Origin of the sequence: Pseudoduganella sp. OTU4001 (genome assembly GCF_038440195.1) — a bacterium.
Lineage (GTDB): Bacteria > Pseudomonadota > Gammaproteobacteria > Burkholderiales > Burkholderiaceae_D > Rugamonas.
On the sequence record NZ_JASATG010000008.1, the window covers coordinates 85455 to 105592 of the forward strand.

Consider the following 20138-nt stretch of genomic DNA (forward strand, 5'->3'; position numbering starts at 1 on the left):
TCCTAGCGGAGAGATTCGCGTGACTTTGTAAGAGCAGTCTTACACCTCGTGTAGAATCGGGCGCCTTGCAACCACTACAGGAAAGCGGCCATGTTGGACGGCATGTCGATCGACCAGTTGCGCACCTTTATCGCGGCGGCCGAAGAGGGCAGTTTTTCAGCCGCCGGCCGCAAGCTGCGCCGCGCCCAGTCGGTGGTGAGCCAGACCCTGGCCAACCTGGAAGCCCAGGTCGGCTTCCCCCTGTTCGACCGTAGCGGGCGCTATCCGCGCCTGACCGAGCAGGGCCGCGCCTTGCTGGATAGCGCACGCGCCGCGGCCGGCAGCATGGACAGCTTCAAGGCGCGCGCCCGTACCCTGGCCGAGGGCCTGGAGCCCGAGCTGTCGGTGGCGGTCGACGTGATGTACCCGATCGCGCGCCTGACCGAGGCGGTGCGCGCCTTCCACCAGGAATTCCCGGCCACGCCGCTGCGGCTGGACGTGGAAGTACTGGGCGCGGTGGTGCAGCCGCTCTTGGCCGGCAAATGCCGCCTGGCCGTGATCGGCTCCTATCCCGAAGTGCCGCCCGAGTGCGAGACCGATTTCCTGTTCGAAGTGCCGCTGGTGGCGGTGGCGGCCGCCGGCCATCCGCTGGCCGCAGTGCCGCCGCCGATTGCGCGGCGCGAGGCCGCCAAGCATGTGCAGCTGATCCTGACCGACCGCTCCGCCCTGACCGAAGGGCGCCAGTTCGGCGTGCTCAACCCGCAGGGCTGGCGCCTGGCCGACCTGGGCGCCAAGCACGCTTTCCTGCGTGCGGGTCTGGGTTTTGGCGGCATGCCGCGCCATATGGTGGAAGCCGACCTGGCGGCCGGCACCCTGGTGGAATTGCAGATGGAAGCCAGCGCGGTGCTGGGCATGGCTTTTTCGATGTACGCCAGCTGGCGCAAGGATGCGCCGCCAGGCCCGGCCGGCCGCCGCTTTATCGAACTGCTGCGCCAGGCGTAAGGCTGGCCGGTCCGGTTTCGGGCAAACCGCGCCCGCTGTCGATGGTAAAGCCGTTGCGGCCGCGCCGCTTGGTGTCGTACAGCGCCATATCGGCGCGCCCAATCAGTCCGCCCGCCGTTTCGGTGCCGCCGGCATACAGGGCGACCCCGATGCTGGTGGTCACGCGCAGCGGCGCGCCCAGCACGCAGAAGTCGGGCGCTACCGCCGCCATCACCTTTTCCGCCAGCAGCTGCACTTCCTCCGGCTGGCGGATATTTTCGAAGATGATCACGAATTCGTCGCCGGCCAGGCGCGCCGCGGTGTCGGTGGCGCGCACATGGCCGGTCAGGCGCAGCGCGAATTCCTTCAGAACCTCGTCGCCGGCGCCATGGCCCATGCTGTCGTTGATGTGCTTGAAGTTGTCGATATCGAGATAGGCCAGCGCCATCTGGCTGTCCTGGCGCCGTACCCGTTCGATGGCCTGGTCCAGCACTTCCTCGAACTGGCGCCGGTTGGGGATGCCGGTCAGCGGATCGCGCCGCGCCTGGCGCAGCAGTTCCGCTTCCACTTCGCGGCTGCGCGTCACGTCGCTGGTCAGGGCATATACAAAGGGCACGCTGCCATCCTTGCGCACATCGGGCACCAGGGTGGTTTCCAGCACGCGCGGCTCGCCATGCAGGCGTGCGCCCGATTCGTATTCCGTCACTTCGCCACGGAAGGCGCGTTCGAGCGCCGGCCCCGCCAGGCTGTAAGCGGCGGCCCCCATCACGCTGGCGATGGGCCGCCCGGCCAGGCTGTCCGGGTCCAGGTCCAGCCAGCGGCGGTAGGTGGCATTCCCGAATTGCAGCACGTGCTCGCGGTCGACGGCGCTGACCAGGACCGGCAAATGGTCGGCGATCAGGCGCAGGCGCTGTTCGCTGGCCGCTTGCGCCAGCTCGGCGGTCTTGCGTTCGGTGATGTCGGTGCACATCAGGTAAAAGCCCAGCACGCTGCCGTCGGGGGCGGTGTCGGGTACCAGTTCGGCCATCAGGTGCAGGTAGCGCTCCATCTCCTCGCCGGCGTGTTCGACGTGGATGCGGCGGCCGGCCAGCACTGCTTCGATGCACGGCTTCCAGCGCGCCAGCATGGCCGGGCCGAACACTTCGTCGATGCGCTTGCCGATCATGGCGCGCGGATCCTGGCCCAGCAGGAAATGGTAGTGTTCGTTGGTGAAGCGGTAGCGCAGGTCGCGGTCGATATAGGCCACCAGGGCCGGGATATTGTCGGCGATGACGCGCGCCCGCCGTTCGCTGTCGACCAGGCGTTCCTGCGCGGCCTGGCGCTCGGCCGTCAATTCATACAAGGCTTCACTGAGTTCGCCAATCTCGTCGCGCGCACCGCTGCGCAGCATTTCGATATCGCCGCCGCGGCTGCGGATCGCCTGCAGGTTGGCGCGCAGCCGTTGCAGCGGGTTGAGCAGCAGGTTGATCATCCACCAGCTCAGCAGCCCGGCCACGCCGGCAAACAAGGTCGCGGCCAGCACCGCCTGCTGGCGCATCTGGGCCATCGGGGCGAATGCCTCGTCGGTCGGGTAGCGCACGGCGACAATCCAGTTGGTGGCGTTCAGGCGCTTGTAGGAATAGATACCATCGACGCCATCCTTGTTGGTCGCCTCCATCCAGCCTTCGAAGCCGGCCAGCGCGCGCTGGGTGCCGAGGTTGACGCCGGGCCGCGCGTTGATATGTTCGAGCAGGCGGCCCTTGTTCGGGTGGTTCACCAGGATGCCTTCGGTGGTCATGATGAACATATAGCCGGTCTTACCGGGCTTCATGGTGTTGAAGTGGTGGAAGAAGTCGGAGTTCAGCAAATCGATGCTGGCCACCAGCACGGCCTGCACATCGCCGCCGCTGTCGATGATGGGGTGGGTCAGCACCACCACCGGCAGGTTGGTCACGCGCCCGCGCACCGGCGGCGAAATCAGGCCGCGCTTTTGCGCCATGGTTTGTTCGAAGTAGGCGCGGTCGGCCACGTTGGGATTGGGCTGGTTGGGCGGGCGCAGGCTGCTCAGGTATTGGCCGCTGGCGTCGAACGCCGCCACGTTGGCAAACTCCGACGCGGCCGAGGCATAGCGGTCCATGGCGGCGCGGATCGCGGCGCCGCTGCGCTCGCCGGCCGGCACCGCCTCCGCAATGGAGGCCAGCAGCAGGCGCTTGGTGGCCAGCTGTTCGTCGATATGGGCGGCGGCCAGCGACAGCATGCTGAATTGTTGTTGGCCGATCACGCTCTTCATATCGCGTTCGGCCATCGACAGCGCCAGCCACGTCACCACGATGGTGGCGGCCAGCACGAACGACACCACCACGCAGGTCATGCGCGCGCGCAAGCTCTGTGGCAGCAGTGGGGAGGAGGCCATGCGGCCTAGTATTGCACACCTGTTTGCCGGTGTGTTCTAAAATCCAACCAAGGCAGCTAACTGGAAATAATGTGAAAATTGCAATGACGATTGGCCAGGTGAACTGATCTATGGCGCACTTTCACCTGGCGTGGGAATTAGGCGGCGATCCCGCCCATGCGGGACGGCTGCGGGTGCTGGCCCAGGCCTTGCTGGCGCGTGGCCACACGGCCAGTCTGGCAGTGCGCGACCTGGCGCAGGCGCGCCGCGTGCTGGGCGACCTGGACGTGGCGCTGCTGCAGGCGCCGCTGTGGCTGCAGGCCAGCGGCCACAATGCCGCCAGCCTGGCCGAGATCATGCTGGCTTCCGGCTACCATGAGGCGCAGGCGCTGGACAGCCTGGTGCGCGGCTGGCGCGCCTTGCTGGAGTTGCTGAAACCAGACGTCCTGGTGGCCGAATTCGCCCCCACGGCCCTGCTGGCGGCGCGCAGCCTGGATATCCCGGGCGTGGCCATCGGCGCCGCGTTTACCCTGCCGCCGGCCGGCCAGCCCCTGCCGAACTTCCGGCCGTGGGAAGCGGTCGACCTGGCGCGCCTGGCGCAGGCCGAGCTGCATGTGCTGAAAGTGATGAATACCGTGCTGGTGCATTACGGCGGGGTGCCCTACCTGCAAGCGGCCGACGCCTTGCTGGGGCGGCAGCACCTGTTGTGCGCCTGGCCGGAGCTGGACCATTACGGCCGCGCGCCCGAAGCCGAAGAGTGGCTCGGCCCGGCCTTTGTCATGCCGCCGGGCGAGGCGCCGCAATGGCCGCCGGGCCACGGCCACAAAGTCTATGTCTACCTGCGCCAGGAACACCCGGCCCACGTCGCCGTGCTGCACGCGCTGGTGATGGAAGGCTGCCGCGTGTTGTGCTACCAGCCCGAGGTGGCGGCGGGTGCGGTGCCGCCGGTGCACGCCACCAGCCTGGCCTGGGCCCGCGGCCCGGTCGATATGGCGGCGGCCTTGTCCGAAGCGCGCCTGTGCGTCAACCAGGCGGGCGAGGGCACGGTAACCCACGCCATGCTGGCGGCCGTGCCCATGCTGCTGCTGCCGACCCAGCTGGAGCGTTATCTGCTGGCGCAGCGGCTGGAGGCGGCGGGGGTGGCGATCAATGGCGGGCGCATGCCGGGCGCGGTCGATTGGCGCAGCGTGGTGCGCAGCCTCCTGATGGATGGCCGCACCCTGATGGCGGCGCGCAATGCGGCCACGCGCTATGCCGGCTTCTCGCATGGGCAAATGGCCGGGCGCCTGGTGGCGCGCCTGGAATCAGTGGTGTCGAAGTCCTAGGGCGCTGTGGCGCTGTTCGCAATACTGGCGCCAGGCGAGTTCTTCCAGCGCGGCGACCGCGTCGCGCAAGCCGTCGAAACGGGCATCGGAAAAACTGCGCGCAAAGCGTTCATGGAATTCAGCCCGTTCCAGTTCGGCGGGCGTCGGGGGTGTGCTGAGCTGCTCCATCTGATTCTCCAAAACTCCCGTCCAGTTTGATCTGGGGCAGCTGTCGTGTCAGTGCGGCAGTTAACTTTTGCTCTTCAATCAGCCGGAACAGGCCGACGGCATGTTGCTGCGCGTCTTTATTCTCGTCGTTCATTGTTGTCGGAAGATTAAATGGTGCTGTTTCTATGGCAATTAATGGAGTGTATAGGAAAAAATATTCCATGAGTGGAAACATTGCGAATTCCGCTACAGTTGCGTACACTCTATTAATCCACGGCAACCATTTAAGTTCCGCACAGTGTATTCACAGGCGCAAATCGATCCAGTTGTCAGTTTCCTGAACACGCAAGGTGAAGCGGCGCGCGGCACCATTGTGAATCTCCAGCGCAAGTCGCTGGTGATGGAAGTCTATAACCCTTATTCCATTGTGCAGGTCAGCGAAGTGCTGCGCGAACTGACCGTGCGCATGGGCACCGTCAATGCCTACGTCGGCAAGGCGGTGGTGATCAGCATGGTCAACACCGGCCTGACGGCGGTGGTGTCGGTGACCCTGATCGACGAGTGGCGCGAGCTGAGCGAAACCGTGCTGCAGCCGGGCGCGGTCGGCCGCGAGGCCAGCAAGTTCGTGCTGGACTGGGATGACCGCTTCCGCATCCGCCGCGATTACCAGATTGCCGTCAACGAAACCCGTTCTTTCCTGACTGATGTGTCGCGCTGGCTGGAGCAGGTCGACTTGTCCGACGCGCTGCCGCGCGAGGACACGCGCCTGCGCGCCGATTATTTCTTCGAGCTGGCGGCGCCGCTGATGCGCAAGACCAAGACCTTCTTCGACGAAATCAATTTCCAGGCCTCGCAAATCAGCGAGGAGGAATCGTCGGCGCACCGCGCCTTTGCGCAGGGCGCACTGCATCCACTGATCCTGCGCGCGCCTTTCGTATTCCGCACCTTCACCAAGCCGCTCGGCTATGCCGGCGACTACCAGATGGTGAACCAGATCCTGGGCGACCCGCGCGAGGGCCCGAGCACCTACTTCCAGATCGTCAACACGGCCTTCCTGAATACGGCAGTCGCGACCGCGCACCGCCACCGTATCGATATCCTGGTCGACTACCTGCACCGGCTGGCGGCCGAGGCCAAACGGTTGCAGCGGCCGTTGCGCGTGCTGAATGTCGGCTGCGGCCCGGCGCAGGAAATCCAGCGCTTCCTGGAAACGGCGGAGGAGCCGTCGCTGCTGTCGTTCCAGCTGGTCGACTTCAGCGAAGAGACGCTGGAATGGACGCGCGGCACGCTGGACGCGATCCAGCGCCGCAGCGGCCGCCCCGGCGCGATCGAGTATGTGCACGATTCCGTGCACCAGCTGCTGAAGCGCCGTCCCGACGCGCCCGGCGGCACCGGCGCCGAATTCGACGCCGTGTATTGCGCCGGCCTGTTCGACTACCTGTCGGACAAAGTGTGCGCCCGCCTGAATGCCTATTTCGCTTCGCGCACGCGCGCCGGCGGCAAGCTGCTGGTGACCAATGTCCACACCAGCAATCCCGAGCGCTTCAGCATGGAGCACATCCTGGAGTGGTACCTGATTTACCGCGACGAGACGCGCATGCAGTCGATCCTGCCGGAGCGCTGCAGCGGCACCAGCATCTACACCGACCCGACCGGCGTCAACGTGTTTGCCGAAACCACGGTCAACGCGGTGCTGTGAGATGAATACCATGGTTATGCAAACGGGCAGCTCCTATGAGCGGGAGCTGAGCGCCTACCACCTGATTTCGAGCCGCGCCTGCGCCGTCACCGTGCTGGTGCTGGTGCTGCTTGGCACGGTGCTCGACTTCGCACTCTATCCGGAGCAGGTGGCGCACTTCGCCGCCGTGCGCGTGCTGACCAGCCTCGCCATCCTGGCGGCGCTCGGCCTGCTGTACACCCAGTATGGCCGGCGCTATGTGCACCTGGTTACCTTTATCTGGCTGACGTTCCCGCAGCTGATGATCGCCTGGATGATCCACGCCACCCAGGGCGAAGCGTCGCTGTTCTACGCCGGCATCATCCTCACCATGTTCGCGGTGGGGACGCTGTTCCCGGTCGGCTATCTGTATACCCTGGGCTTTGGCGTGTTCACCTTGGCTGTCTATTTCCTGGCCTGTTTTACGCGGCCGGGCGGCATTGGCGACGTCGGCGCTTTTGTTTTCCACTCGACCATCATCCTGTTCTCGGTGGCGGCCAGCACGGTCTACACCATCTACAACGAGCGCGCGCGGCGCCAGCTGCACGCGCTGAAGGAAGAAGTGGCGCAGAAGAATCGCGAGCTGGAATCGAATAACCGCAGCCTGGCCGAGATCAAGGGCCAGATGCTGCAGCAGGAGAAAATGGCGGCGCTGGGCACCCTGGCCGCGGGCCTGCTGCATGAGGTGAACAACCCGGTCAATTTCTGCATGATGGCGATCGATATCGCGATGGAGGAACCGGCCGCCAAGGGCAACGAAGTGCTGAAGGAGTGCCTGGTCGACGCCAAGCAGGGCATGCAGCGCGTGCAGTACATCGTGTCCGACCTGAAGACTTTCGCCTACCGCAAGTCGGGTACCGACCATGAAAGCGCGCAGTTCCTGTTCGAGCGCGCGCTGGAGTCGGCGGTGCGCCTGGTGGGGCACGAGATCAAGGGCATTGCCGTGCAGCGCCACCTGCAGGCGGACACTTTGGTTCGCGGCGACGAGGCGGCCATCATCGGCGTGCTGATCAACCTGCTGAGCAATGCGGCGCTGGCCATGCGCAAGGGCGCCACGGCCACGCCGACCATCGACATCTATGCCGAGACCCGCGGCGAGCGCCTGCTGATTACGGTGCGCGACAACGGCCCCGGCATCGCCCCCGAAAATATCGGCCGCGTGTTCGAACCCTTCTTCACCACGCGTGAAGTGGGGCAGGGCCTGGGCCTGGGCCTGAGCATTTGCTACAGCGTGATCCAGCGCCACGGCGGTCTGCTGGCGGTGGAAAGCGTGCCGGGCCAGTGGACCAGATTTACCTTTGACCTGCCGCGCGTGACCGGAGGCGAGAAATGAACGATCGTGGCCAGCTTGCCACCGTCCTGTATGTGGACGACGAGGAAATGGCGCGCAAGTATTTTGCGCGCGCCGTGGAAAACGACTTTACCGTGCTGACCGCGCCGGGCGTGGACGAGGCGCTGGAAATCCTGCGCCAGCCGGACAGCGATATCGACGTGCTGGTGACGGATTACCGCATGCCGGGCCGCGTCGGCGGCGACCTGCTGCGCCAGGTGGAGCGCGATTATCCGCACCTGGTGCGCATCCTTGTGACGGCTTACGCCGACAAGGAAGTGCTGCTGGAGACCATCAACGGCGGCGATATCTTCCGCATCCTGGAAAAACCGCTCGATACGGCCACCATGCGCGACGCCCTGCACCTGGCCAGCGCCAGTGCCCGTGAACGCGCCATGCGCCGCCAAAGCCTGCTGGCGATCGAGGAAACCGTGGCATTCCTGGCGCACGAACTGAACACCCCGCTGGCCACCATCGCCAATTTCGCGCGCAATATCCAGCGCCGCGTCAACGGCCAGGGTCCGGACAACGGCCTGCCGCTGAAGGCCGATATCGGCAATGCGGCGGCGCATATGAACGACAATGCGCGCTATTGCCTGTCGGTGCTGTCTTCATTCGTCGAGTCGGTGCAGCGCGCCAATGTCGTGCCGGCGGCGCGCCTGGCCAGCGGCAGTGCGCAGCAGATGGTCAACGCCTTGCTTGGCCTGTATCCATTGGCGCCCGGCCAGCGCGAGATCATCAGCGTCGACGTGCAGGACGACTTTACCGTGCGCGCCTCGCCCAACTGCGTGGCCCTGGTGCTGTCATCGCTATTGAACAATGCGCTGCGTGCGCTGCAAGACCATCCTGGACCCCGTATCAGGATTACCGTGGGCGTGGCAGACCGCCCCTACATCATCGTGGAAGACAACGGTCCCGGCATCGCGCCAGCGCTGCTCAACCGCCTGCTGCTGGACCCTGTGTCGATGCATGGCAGCGAAGGCGGCAGCGGCTGGGGCCTGATCTTCTGCAACCGCGTGATGCAATCGTTCGGCGGCCATCTGCGGGTGCAGTCCGAGCAGGGTTGCTCCACGACCGTCACTATGAATTTCCCGGATTTAGAGAAGGAACGAGCATGACAGAACAAGCGATCAAGCAAGCCCCGGCGATCCTGTATGTGGACGACGAGGCTACCGCCCTCAAGTACTTCCAGCGCGCATTAGGTTCGCTGGCGCCGGTCTACGTGGCCGAGTCGGTGGAAGAGGGCAAGCGCATGCTCGACGAACACGCCGACGAAATCGCGGTGCTGGTGTCGGACCAGCGCATGCCCGGCGCTTACGGCAATGAACTGCTGTTTTACGCGTGGGACCGCTACCCGCACATCGTGCGCATCCTGACTACCGCCTACTCGGAGCTGGAGCACACCGTGGACGCCGTCAACCAGGGCCAGATCCACCGCTACATCCAGAAACCGTGGGACATTGCCGCCCTGCGCATGGAGCTGAAACAGGCGCTGTCCCTGGCCAAGCTGCAAAAGGAACACTCGCAGCTGCTGCGCGAAAAGCTGCTGGTGCGCCAGAAGCAGGCCGTGGCCAGCCGCATCGGCACCCTGTACACCCTGTCGGCCAGCCTGGCGGGCGGCGCATCCTTCGTACCGGTCGAAAGCTACCTGGCGGGCGCCCTGAGCGCCGGCATGACACCGCCCGAACCGGACTGGCTGATGCTGGACCACTCGGACCTGATCAGCTCCGAAGCCTTCCGCAGCGCCGCTTTCGGCTGCGCGGTGCGCGACCACCTGAACGATCTGGAACAGCGCTATAGCGACGCCGATCCGGCGCACGCCTTCGCCCTGCTGGCGGAGATTTTCGGTCCGACTTTCCGTTCCACCGGCCCGGCTAGCGCCCAGTTCCTGCAGGCCTCGCAACTGACCGAGTTCCTGGAAACCCCAACCAGCGCGCCGGTCTCCTCGCAGCACGCGTTCTGGCTGGCCTGCCTGCTGTGGATGGGCAAGCGCGGCGCCGCCATGCAGATGGCGACCGGTCCCGGCGCCGTCGAGTGCCGCATGGTGCAGGCCGACGCCGCGCTGACGCCGTCGCAGCTGGCGGCCTGGGTCGAGCAGTTCTGAGTTAGCGCCCTTCCTGCGCGTCCATCCGCGCAGTAGCACAGCGATGGCCCTTGCCTGTCGATAATGTAGTTAAGTTGACACGATTTAATGTGCGCTGTGTTCGACGCAGCTCCGCTAGCATGGCCGCAGGACCCGAAAAATGGAGGACGCCATGCCACGAGGAGCCAGCCCTAAACGCGAACGCGAGTACCAGGAACTCAAGGAGGAGTTCAAGGAAGAGCACCGCTATCCGGGCCGCGAGGAAGAGGTTGCGGCCCGCATCGTCAACAAGCAGCGCCGCCAGCACGGCGAGACCAAGGCGCAGAAGTCGCGCGCCGGCCGGAAAGTTCATTAATGGGAGGTGCGTCCTGGCCGCATAAAAGATCTTTCTAGCAACATTACGTTACATTGTCGGTTATACTTGGGCATCGGAAAACCGGAGCCACCATGCCTGAGCAAGTCGAGGTCGCGAGTACATCGTTACGACACCGTATCGGCCTTGGTTCCCTGCTGTCCCTGCTTCTAGCCGCTAGCTCGCTGCTATTGACTGCGCTGCTGGTGGTGATCCTCGGCGTCGTGGCGACCGATGAGTTGAAGCGCACCATTGGCCAGGGCCTGGCCCAGCGCGCGCGCCATGCCGCCGGCCAGCTCGACGCCACCATGTTCGAACGCTACCGCGAGGTCCAGCTGCTGGCGCGGCGCAGCGAATTCACCGCGCGCGACCAGACGCCGGCGCAGCGTCGCCAGATTCTGGAAGAGCTCCAGCGCACTTATCCCCTGTATGCCTGGATCGGCCTGACCGACAACGCCGGCAAGGTGCTGGTCAGTAGCGGCGGCCTGCTGGAAGGCGTCGATGTTTCGGCGCGCGACTGGTGGGCCGATGCGCCAAAAGGGGTATACGTGCACGACGTGCATGCCGCCAAGCTGCTGGCCCGGTTGCTGCCGTCGAATGGCAATACGCCGATGCGCTTTGTCGACCTGGCGTTTCCCTATTTCGATGCGCAGGGCAAGCCGGCCGGCGTGCTGGGCGCCCACCTGAGCTGGAACTGGGCGCGCCAGGTCCAGGGCCTGTTCGATAGCACGGCGCAGGGCGCGGCCACGGACACCCTGATCGTCTCGCGCGACGGCAAGGTGCTGTTCGGACCGGATGCCTTGCTGGACCAGCAGGCGGCCCCCGCCAGCCAGGCGCAGGCGCGCGGCCAGTCGTCCGGCTTTATGGAGGAGCGCTGGGCCGACGGCCGCGATTACCTGGTGGGTTATGCCCGGACCCATGGCGCCGATGGCTATCCGGGCCTGGGCTGGGTCATCATCACGCGCCAGCCGGCAGCGGTGGCGTTTGCGCCGGTGCGGCGCTTGCAGACTACCGTGGCGCTGTCCGGCCTGGCCGTGGCGCTGCTGTTTTCCCTGATCGGCTGGCGCGCCGCGCGCCGTGTTACGCGCCCGCTGCTGCACAGCGCGCAGGCCGCGCGCGAAGTGGAGCAGGGCCGCGCCACCAGCTTGCCGCCGGTGGCCGGCAGCTTTGCCGAGCTTGAAACCCTGCGCGGCGCTTTCAACGCCATCCTGCAGCGGCTGCAAGGCAAGGAGCAGCAGCTGCGGCAAGCCAACCTGGAACTGGAACGCAACGTGGCCGACCGCACGGCCGACCTGGAGCGCACGCTGGCTATCGTGCGCGCCAGCGAACAGCGCATGCTGACCATCCTGGACGCCAGCCAGGACGCCTTTGTCGCTTTCGGCAGCGAGGGCGGCATCACCGATTGGAACCCACGCGCGGCCCAGGTATTTGGCTGGCAGCGCGGCGAAGTGCTGGGCAAGCATATCGACCAGCTGCTGCAGGCCAGCGTGGCCCAATTGGCGGGACTGGCCAAGGCCGCCGGCGGCCAGCGCGTGACGCTGACGGGCTGGCGCCGCGACGGTGCGCGCTTTGATGCCGAAATGACGCTGGGCCAGCTGGATATCGACGATGTGCAGTCCTTTGCCGTGTTCGTCAGCGACATCTCGCAGCGCCGCCGCATCGAGCAGGAACTGGAGGCGGAACGCCGCCTGCTGTCGACCGTCCTGGAAACCATTGAAGTCGCGGTCATGGCTTGCGGGCCCGATGGCGAAGCGACCCTGTCCAACCGCGCCGCGCGTGCGTTGCCGGACGGCGCCACCCAGCCGGGCGAAGAATCGCTGCTGCGGCGCGCCTTGCGCGGCGAGCATGTGCAGGGCGAGGAACTGCGCATCGTGGCGGTCGATGGCAGCGAGCGCCATTTGCTGTGCAACGCCAGCGCCCTGGCCGGCGCCGACGGCAGCCGCCTGGGCGCGGTGGTGGCGATGGCCGACGTTTCGGCGCTGGAAGAGGCCAAGCTGGCGGTAGCTGATAAGGAGCGCTTCCTGCGCGCGGTGGCCGACAACAACCCCGCGGCCATCGGCTATGTCGACCGCAATGAAATCTACCGTTTCGCCAACCGCAGCTACCAGACCATGATGGGCGTCGACCCCGCCAGCATGATCGGACGCAGCATCGAGCAAGTGCTGGGTGCAACCGTGTACGGTCAGGTGCAGGGCTATGTGGCGGCCGCATTGCGCGGTGAGCGCGTGCACTTCGAAGTCGACACTGACCGGGCCGGCTGGCCGCGCCACTTCATGACCGATTACATCCCGGACCTGGGCGCCAATGGCGAGGTGCGGGGCTTCCACGTCATGGCGCTCGACATCACGGCACGCAAGCGGGCCGAGTTGCAGCAGCAGGAGATCAGCCGGGCGAAGAGCGCCTTCCTGGCCAATATGAGCCATGAGATCCGTACCCCGATGAATGCGGTGCTGGGCATTGGCCAGCTGCTGGACCGCACGCCGCTGACGGCCGAGCAGCAGGAGTATGTGCGCCTGATCCGCGCCTCCGGCAGCGCCTTGCTGGCATTGGTCAACGACATCCTCGACCTGTCCAAGATCGAAGCCGGCAAGCTGGCCGTGGTGGCCGCGCCGTTCCAGCTCGACGAACTGGCTGAAGGCATTGCCGGCGCCATGCAGTCGGCCAGCGTCGGCAAGCGGCTTGACCTGCTGCTGACGCTGGAGCCGGGCATGCCGCAAGGCTTGGTGGGCGACGTGCAGCGCCTGCGCCAGGTGGCGCTGAACCTGGTCGGCAATGCCATCAAGTTCACCGCCGAAGGCGAGGTGTGCGTGCACATCGGCGCCAGCGCGCCGGGCAGCTCCATGGAAATCCTGCAACTGACGGTGCGCGACAGCGGCATCGGCATGAGCAGCGAGCAGCTGGGGCGCCTGTTCAATCCATTCGAACAAGCGGACAGTTCGACGGCGCGCCGCTTCGGCGGTACCGGGCTGGGGCTGTCGATTTCGCAGCAGCTGGTGGAGCTGATGGGCGGCACCATCACCGTCAGCAGCGAACCTGGCCGCGGCAGCGAGTTCGTGGTGTCGGTCCCGTTGCGGCTGGCTATGCGCCAGCGCGAGGAAGAGGGTGCCGGCGGCGCGCTGGCCGGGTTGCGGGTGCTGCTGGTGGACGACCATATTCCCACCCTGCGCTACCTGGAGAGCCTGCTGCGGCGTTGGGGCTGTACGGTGGACGCCCATGCAGCCGCACCGGCCGATGGCGGAGGCGGCTGGGATGTGGCGCTGGTGGATTCGGACCTGCTCGATGCGGAAGGCGGCGCCGCTTACGACGGCATGGCCCTGGTGGCACTGAACAACAGCCTTGAACGCGCCCCGCGCGCGGGCGAAGACGCTGCCCTGGCCAAGCCCGTGCTGCCGGGCGCTTTGCGCCTGCTGCTGCAAGGGCTGCGCCAGCAAAGGGTGCCGTCCAATGCCGCGCCGCTGGCGCTACCGCAGTTGGAGGCTTTGCGCGGCGCCCGCATCCTGCTGGTGGAAGATAACGCCACCAACCAGCTGGTGGCGCGCGGCGTGCTGGAACCGGCCGGGGCGCAGGTGACGGTCGCCGAGCATGGCCAGCAGGCGGTGGACCTGGTGCGCGCGGATAGCGCGGCTTTCGACCTGGTGCTGATGGACGTGCAGATGCCCATCATGGATGGCTTTGAAGCGACACGTGCGCTGCGCAAGCAGCTTGGCCTGCGCATTCCGATCCTGGCCATGAGCGCCGGCGTGCTGGAAGCCGAGCAGGCCAAATGCATGGAATGCGGCATGGATGGCTTCATCGCCAAGCCGGTCGATTATGTGCAGATGCTGGACACCATCAGCAGCCACCTGGCGCGGCAGCCGGTGGCAGATGCCGCCGGCGTCGGGCCAGCGGCCGCCCCGGAGCAGGACGCCGACGCCGACCACCAGCCCGGCGTTTTTTCTGTGCGCAAGCTGCTGGCCGTGATCGGCCACAGCCCGCAGCGGCAGAACATCGTCGGCCTGGTGGCGCGCGTGGTGCGCCAGTCGCAGGGAGAATTCGAAGGCGCGCGCAGCCGCTGGCAGGCCGGCGATGCTGCCGGCGCCGCCGCAGCACTGCATGCCCTGCGTGGCGGCGTAGGCAGCCTGGGTGCGCGCAATTTCGCCGACGCCACGCTGGCTGTGGAGCAGGCATTGCGCAGTTCCGACCAGGACGGCGCCGCGACGTATTTTGAGAGCGCACAGGGCGCCTTGCACGCTACCTTGCGCGCGGCGGCGCGCTGGCTTGAACTGGAACAGCCGGCGCAGGATGCAGGCCCAGCGGATTTGTCCGGCGCCATCGGCACCCTGGTGGAAATGCTGCAACGGCAGGACCTGGACGCGCTGACGCAATTCCGCCAGCTGCGGCCGCACCTGGCCAGTCAGCTGGGAGACAACGCCGTGGCGCAACTGGAAACGGCAATTGAAGGACTGGACTTCGCTGCAGCACTGGAAGTCCTGAGTGAGGAGACATGGAAAGCACCATCCTGATTATCGACGACCACGCCGACACCATCCGCCTGCTGAGCGCCATGTTGCGCGACCAGGCACGGGTGCTGTTCGCCACCAACGGCCTGGCGGGCCTCGAAATCGCACGCGCTGAACGCCCGCAACTGATCCTGCTGGACGTGCAGATGAAGAGCATGGACGGCTTTGAAGTTTGCGCGCGCATCATGGGCGACCCCGATTTGCGGCACTGCCCGGTCATCTTCGTCACCGCCAGCGCCGGCATTGAAAGCGAGATCGCCTGCCTGGACGCCGGCGCCGTCGACTTCATCACCAAACCGCTGAATGGCGCGGTGGTGCAGGCCCGCGTACGCACCCACTTGCGGCTGCAGGCCGCCCTGGCCAGTCTGGACACCCTGGCCAGCCGCGACGGCCTGACCGGCCTGCACAACCGGCGCTCATTTGACGAACAGATGGCGGTCGAGGTGGCGCGCCACCGCCGCCAGCACGCCTCGCTGGGCGTGGCCCTGGTCGATGTCGACCATTTCAAGCTGTATAACGACCATTATGGCCACCAGATGGGTGACGATTGCCTGCGCCGCGTGGCGCAAGCGCTGGCCGACTGCACGCGCCGCCCCGGTGAAGTGGTGGCGCGCTACGGCGGCGAAGAATTTGTGGTGCTGCTGCCGAATACCACGGTGGAGGACGTGCTGCGCTACGGGCAATGGATCTGCTCCCATATCGAAGGCCTGCAGCTGCCGCACGAAGCTTCCGCAGTGGGCCGCAATGTGACCATCAGCGTCGGCCTGTGCGCCGTCGTGCCGGGCCTGGACGACACCGCGGTGCAGTTGCTTGCCGTTGCCGACAAGGCGCTCTATGAAGCCAAACGCGCAGGGCGCAACCGCAGCACTATGGGCGTGGCGTCGCATGGCAGCGTCGCCACGGTGTCAACGCCGTGCTAACATGACCGCAATCCTCATCATTCCCGTCGTCGCGCAATGAGTTTCGTAACCGGTAATATTGCAATTGATGCCCTGGTGTACAGCAGCTGGAATCCGGAACCGGGCACTCCACGTACACTGACTTTCAGTTTCCTGCTGGTGCCGCCGGGGGATGCCTCGGACGAAGACCGCAGCGGTTTCGCACCCATGACCAGCGCCCAGAGCCAGGCCGTGCGCGACGCGCTCAAATTGTGGTCGGAAGTCGCCAACCTCACGTTCGTCGAAGTCAATAGCAACGGCCAGCTGCAATTCGGCACCAACCAGCAGAGCAACAGCAGCGGCTACGCCTACCTGCCGGAGAGCTGGACCACGGAAACCCAGATGTACCTGGACAAGGATGCGCCGTATAACCAGATCTATACGCCCGGCACCTATGGTCCCGCCGTGATGCTGCATGAAACAGGCCACATGCTTGGATTGAAACATCCTGGCAATTACGACAGCAGCGGCGATGGCGCTGAAGGGCCGTACCTGCCCGCGGCGCAGGACAATGGCGACTACACGCAGATGTCCTACAACGATCCGACGATGCATAGCGTGAACGGGCGCTATGCCATCTCGCCCATGCTGTACGACATCCAGGCTATCCAGTACCTGTATGGTGCAAACATGGCCTACCGTACCGGCGACGATGTGTACAGCTTTACCACCGGCATGGCCCCGCGCTGCATCTGGGATGCGGGCGGCAGCAATACCTTCGATTTTTCCGCCTGCACGGCGCGCGTCACCATCGACTTACGTCCGGGCGGCTTCAGCGAGACGGCGCCAGGCTACCGCAATATCGGCCTGGCCTACGGGGTGACGGTCGGCACCGCCATCGCCGGCAATTATGGTTCGAATATCTATAGCGGCGCCACCGGCAGCGTGGTCAAGGGCGGCAACGGCGCGGACCAGGTCTACCTCGGCGCCGGCAACGACGTCGTTTCCGGTGGCGGCGACCTGGACAGCGCGACGTTCAGCAAGGCCTTTGCCAGCTACAACGTGCTGCGCACCGATGCCGGCGTGACCGTGCTGGGCGAGGGCGTAGACCGGCTGGACGGCATCGAGACCCTGGTATTCAGCGACCGCACCATGAAGGCCAGCGACCTGCCGCTGTACAGCGTGCTGCAGGGCACGGCCGGAGTCGACCGCTTCAATGCGGCGTCGGGCTACGAATTCTTCGATGGCGGCGCCGGGCGCGACGTGGTCGTACTGGGCGGCGCGCGCGCCAACTACACCGTGCAGGCCAGCGGCGCCACCTTCAGCGTGACCGATAAGGCCAGCGGCAATATCGACCAGTTGCTGAACGTGGAAAAGCTGCATTTCAGCGACGTCGACATCTCGTTCGAGATCTCGGGCGCCGCCGGCCAGGCTTATCGCCTGTACCAGGCCACTTTTGACCGCGTGCCCGACGCGGGTGGCCTGGGGTTCTGGGTCTGGGCCATGGAAGATGGCGGCGTTTCGCTGCAGGTGGCGGCCGAGCACTTCATCAAGAGCGCGGAATTCGTCAACACCTATGGCGGCGTGGCCAACCGGCCGTTTGCCGAACTGCTATACCAGCACACCCTGCACCGCGCGCCTGATGCCTCCGGCCTCGACTTCTGGGTGGCGCGCCTGGACGAAGGCGTGACGCGCAGCGCCGTGCTGGCGGCATTCTCCGAATCGCCGGAAAACCAGGCCCAGGTCATTGGCGCCATCCAGCACGGCATCAGCTTCATTCCATACCAGGCAGGCTGATCCGGTTTCGGCCCATATGCTTGGCGCGGTATAGCGCCGCGTCGGCGGTGGCCACCAGCTGCGCCGGCTGGTGCTCGTGCGACGCAATGGCCGTGGCGGCGCCGATGCTGACCGTGACGAAGCGCTTGGGTGCGCCCTGGTTGGGCAGGCGCAGCGCCTCCACCCGGCAGCGGATGCGCTCCGCCACGATGGCAGCGCCTTTCAGCGACTGGTTCGGCAGGATCACCGCGAATTCCTCCCCTCCGTAGCGCGCCACCAGGTCGTTGGCGCGCATTTCACTGGCCACCGCGGTGGCGATGCGTTTCAGGCAGTCGTCGCCTCCGACGTGACCATAGGAGTCGTTGTATTGCTTGAAATTGTCGACGTCCACCATCAGCAGCGATAGCGGTTGCTGCTGGCGCAGGGCGCGCTGCCACTCCGCGTGAAGGGTATGGTCGAAACAGCGCCGGTTGGCCAGCCCGGTCAGGCCGTCGCGCGTGGCCAGCTGCTCCAATGCGATCTGGGCCTGCTTTTCTTCGGTCAGGTCACGCAGGGTTTCCACCACCGCCACCAGGTGTCCGTCGCAGTCGTAGATCGGGCTGGCGTCGGCCGCCAGGTAGCGGCGCCCAGCGGTACGCGGCATTTCGCACCAGTTTTCCGCGCACAGGTTGTCCTGGTTGCCGGCCGCGCCGTGCGCCTGGCCGTCATACAGGTCCAGGATTTCGCCGGTGCGCCCGGCAATCACCAGGTCGGCCAGGGTGGGGCGCTGCACCGCGTAGAACGCGCACCAGTGGCCGCTGGTGCCCAGCAGCTCTTCGGCACTGACCCCGGTCAGGCGTTCGCAGGCCCGGTTCCAGATCAGGACCCGGCCCTGGGCATCGAGCACGAAGGTGGGAATGACCAGCAATTCCATCAGCTTTAGGGCGAAGCCTTGCGGCTGGTCGGGGGTAGGAGCTTCCATCAGATGCTGGATCTTGAGGAGACTATTCATTTGGCGGCGGCCTTTATAGTTTTCACTGCGTCCGGAACTTGATTGTGCCGCTGGCGCAAGAAGCAAATGTTGACCAAGCGCAAACCTATTTCGTTTCGCGAAACGCGCTATAATGTAGGGTTGCCGACCACTGGAATCGCTTGTGACTTATAGCATCAAGGAAATTTTCTACACCCTGCAGGGCGAGGGCGCCCACGCGGGGCGTCCCGCCGTGTTCTGCCGTTTTTCCGGCTGCAACCTGTGGACCGGGCGTGAACAGGACCGTGCCAGTGCGGTCTGCCAGTTCTGCGACACCGACTTTGTGGGCACCGACGGCGAGCGCGGTGGGAAATTCGCGACGCCGCAGGCCCTGGCGCAGGAAATCGACAGCCTGTGGCCGGCCGGCGCCAGCCACAAATACGTGGTGTTCACCGGCGGCGAGCCGCTGCTGCAGCTGGATGCGCCCCTGATCGATGCCATGCACGCGGTAGGCTTCACCATTGCCATTGAAACCAATGGCACCATGGAAGTGCCGGCCGGCGTGGACTGGGTTTGCGTCAGCCCGAAAATGGGCTCAAAACTGGTGGTCAGCAAAGGCAATGAAATCAAGGTCGTGATCCCGCAGAAGGACCAGGACCTGGCCGCCTACGAAGGCCTGGATTTCGAGAATTTCTTCGTGCAGCCGATGGATGGCCCGCTGGCGGCCTTCAATACCACGCTGGCAATCGAAACCTGCAAGCGCAATCCGAAATGGAAACTGAGCCTGCAAACCCATAAACTGTTGAACATCCCATAAGCAATGCTGACTATTACCCGTAAGCTGGAATTCGATGCCGGCCACCGTATTCCGGACCACAAGAGCCAGTGCCGCAACCTGCACGGCCACCGCTACACCCTGGAAATCACCCTGACCGGCAAGGTGATCGACGCCGAAGGCAATTCCGACAACGGCATGATCATGGACTTCTCCGACGTGAAAACCATCGCCAAGGAGCACCTGGTCGACGTCTGGGACCACGCGTTCCTGGTGTACGAGAAGGATGCCGCCGTCAAGGAGTTCCTGGCATCGCTGCCGAACCACAAGACCGTGGTGATCGACCGCATCCCGACCGTGGAAAACCTGGCCGCCGTGGCCTGGGACATCCTGAAGGCCGCCTTCAAGGACCACTACGGCACCGGCCTGCACCTGCACAAGCTGGTGCTGCACGAAACCCCGAACTGCTGGGCCGAAATTGTCGAATGAGCTGTACATGCGCGAGGCGCTGCTGGAAGCGCGTCGCGCCTGGGCTGAAGGCGAAGTGCCGGTGGGCGCCGTCGTCGTCAAGGATGGCGTGATCATCGGCCGCGGCTACAACCAGCCGATCGGCCGCCACGACCCGACAGCGCATGCCGAAATCGTCGCCATGCGCGCCGCAGCGGAGGCCCTTGGAAACTACCGCCTGCCGGGCTGCGAGCTGTATGTCACGCTGGAGCCCTGCGTGATGTGCTCGGGCGCCATGATGCACGCGCGCCTGTCGAAAATCATCTACGGCGCCACCGATCCCAAGACCGGCGCCTGCGGCTCGGTTGTCAATGTATTCGAAAGCGAACAGCTGAACCACCACGCCGAAGTGACCGGCGGCCTGCTGGCCGACGACTGCGGCCAGGTGCTGAAGGACTTCTTCGCCGAACGCCGCGCTTTGCGCAAAAACAACGGCAGCTGAAGCGCGCCGCAGCACCCACGTTGCGGT

Annotated in this window: 16 protein-coding genes; 13 read left to right on the forward strand and 3 right to left on the reverse strand. The window is 65.5% G+C overall.

Annotation, left to right across the window (positions count from 1 at the left end; translation table 11 throughout):
* Positions 1-90 precede the first annotated feature (90 nt).
* Positions 91-981, forward strand: a complete 891-nt coding sequence (locus AAHE99_RS09830; RefSeq protein ID WP_342116853.1) for a LysR family transcriptional regulator — start codon at positions 91-93, stop codon at positions 979-981.
* On the opposite strand, the gene AAHE99_RS09835 is transcribed toward AAHE99_RS09830, so the two are convergent.
* Positions 956-3352, reverse strand: a complete 2397-nt coding sequence (locus AAHE99_RS09835; RefSeq protein WP_342116854.1) for a diguanylate cyclase domain-containing protein — start codon at positions 3350-3352, stop codon at positions 956-958. The two genes, AAHE99_RS09830 and AAHE99_RS09835, sit on opposite strands and share 26 nt — an antisense overlap.
* A 110-nt stretch (positions 3353-3462) precedes the next feature.
* Here AAHE99_RS09835 and AAHE99_RS09840 point away from each other — a divergent pair, with 110 nt between their 5' ends.
* Positions 3463-4656 carry a glycosyltransferase gene (locus AAHE99_RS09840; protein WP_342116856.1) on the forward strand — a complete coding sequence of 398 codons (1194 nt, stop codon included), beginning with the start codon at positions 3463-3465 and terminating at the stop codon, positions 4654-4656.
* On the opposite strand, the gene AAHE99_RS09845 is transcribed toward AAHE99_RS09840, so the two are convergent.
* Positions 4636-4824, reverse strand: coding sequence for a hypothetical protein (locus tag AAHE99_RS09845; RefSeq protein WP_342116857.1), 189 nt, complete (start codon positions 4822-4824; stop codon positions 4636-4638). The two genes, AAHE99_RS09840 and AAHE99_RS09845, sit on opposite strands and share 21 nt — an antisense overlap.
* Positions 4825-5101: 277 nt before the next feature.
* Here AAHE99_RS09845 and AAHE99_RS09850 point away from each other — a divergent pair, with 277 nt between their 5' ends.
* The 8 genes from AAHE99_RS09850 to AAHE99_RS09885 all read left to right on the forward strand — a co-directional run bounded on the left by AAHE99_RS09850 (position 5102) and on the right by AAHE99_RS09885 (position 17459).
* Positions 5102-6502 (forward strand): class I SAM-dependent methyltransferase, encoded by a 1401-nt coding sequence (locus AAHE99_RS09850; protein WP_342116859.1) that lies wholly within the window; start codon positions 5102-5104, stop codon positions 6500-6502.
* 1 nt (position 6503) lies between these two features.
* A complete protein-coding gene (locus AAHE99_RS09855) occupies positions 6504-7853 on the forward strand; it encodes a sensor histidine kinase (RefSeq protein ID WP_342116861.1) in 1350 nt (449 codons plus the stop codon).
* The gene (locus AAHE99_RS09860) at positions 7850-8968 is read left to right on the forward strand and encodes a hybrid sensor histidine kinase/response regulator (RefSeq protein ID WP_342116862.1); all 1119 of its coding nucleotides are present in this window, start codon (positions 7850-7852) and stop codon (positions 8966-8968) included. Before AAHE99_RS09855 ends, AAHE99_RS09860 begins: the two co-directional genes overlap by 4 nt.
* Complete coding sequence (locus tag AAHE99_RS09865; protein ID WP_342116864.1) at positions 8965-9954, forward strand: response regulator; 990 nt, start codon at positions 8965-8967, stop codon at positions 9952-9954. Before AAHE99_RS09860 ends, AAHE99_RS09865 begins: the two co-directional genes overlap by 4 nt.
* A 151-nt stretch (positions 9955-10105) precedes the next feature.
* Positions 10106-10288 carry a hypothetical protein gene (locus AAHE99_RS09870; RefSeq protein WP_342116866.1) on the forward strand — a complete coding sequence of 61 codons (183 nt, stop codon included), beginning with the start codon at positions 10106-10108 and terminating at the stop codon, positions 10286-10288.
* 92 nt (positions 10289-10380) lie between these two features.
* Positions 10381-14787, forward strand: a complete 4407-nt coding sequence (locus AAHE99_RS09875; RefSeq protein ID WP_342116867.1) for a PAS domain S-box protein — start codon at positions 10381-10383, stop codon at positions 14785-14787.
* Positions 14769-15704 carry a diguanylate cyclase domain-containing protein gene (locus AAHE99_RS09880; RefSeq protein ID WP_342116868.1) on the forward strand — a complete coding sequence of 312 codons (936 nt, stop codon included), beginning with the start codon at positions 14769-14771 and terminating at the stop codon, positions 15702-15704. Before AAHE99_RS09875 ends, AAHE99_RS09880 begins: the two co-directional genes overlap by 19 nt.
* Before the next feature lie 36 nt (positions 15705-15740).
* Positions 15741-17459, forward strand: coding sequence for a DUF4214 domain-containing protein (locus AAHE99_RS09885; RefSeq protein WP_342116870.1), 1719 nt, complete (start codon positions 15741-15743; stop codon positions 17457-17459).
* Here AAHE99_RS09885 and AAHE99_RS09890 read toward each other — a convergent pair.
* Positions 17437-18429: a sensor domain-containing diguanylate cyclase gene (locus AAHE99_RS09890; protein ID WP_342116872.1), complete on the reverse strand. Its 993-nt coding sequence runs from the start codon at positions 18427-18429 to the stop codon at positions 17437-17439. The genes AAHE99_RS09885 and AAHE99_RS09890 overlap by 23 nt on opposite strands.
* 142 nt (positions 18430-18571) lie before the next feature.
* On the opposite strand from AAHE99_RS09890, the gene queE reads away from it, so the two are divergent.
* From queE to tadA, 3 genes are read left to right on the forward strand one after another with little or no spacing between them, the layout of a single operon-like run.
* A complete protein-coding gene (queE, locus tag AAHE99_RS09895; RefSeq protein ID WP_342116873.1) occupies positions 18572-19204 on the forward strand; it encodes a 7-carboxy-7-deazaguanine synthase in 633 nt (210 codons plus the stop codon).
* Between the two features lie 3 nt (positions 19205-19207).
* Positions 19208-19651 carry a 6-carboxytetrahydropterin synthase QueD gene (gene queD / locus AAHE99_RS09900; RefSeq protein WP_342116875.1) on the forward strand — a complete coding sequence of 148 codons (444 nt, stop codon included), beginning with the start codon at positions 19208-19210 and terminating at the stop codon, positions 19649-19651.
* A 7-nt stretch (positions 19652-19658) separates the two neighbouring features.
* On the forward strand, positions 19659-20111 hold the full coding sequence (gene tadA, locus AAHE99_RS09905) for a tRNA adenosine(34) deaminase TadA (RefSeq protein WP_342116876.1): 453 nt from the start codon (positions 19659-19661) through the stop codon (positions 20109-20111).
* The last annotated feature ends 27 nt before the right edge of the window (positions 20112-20138 follow it).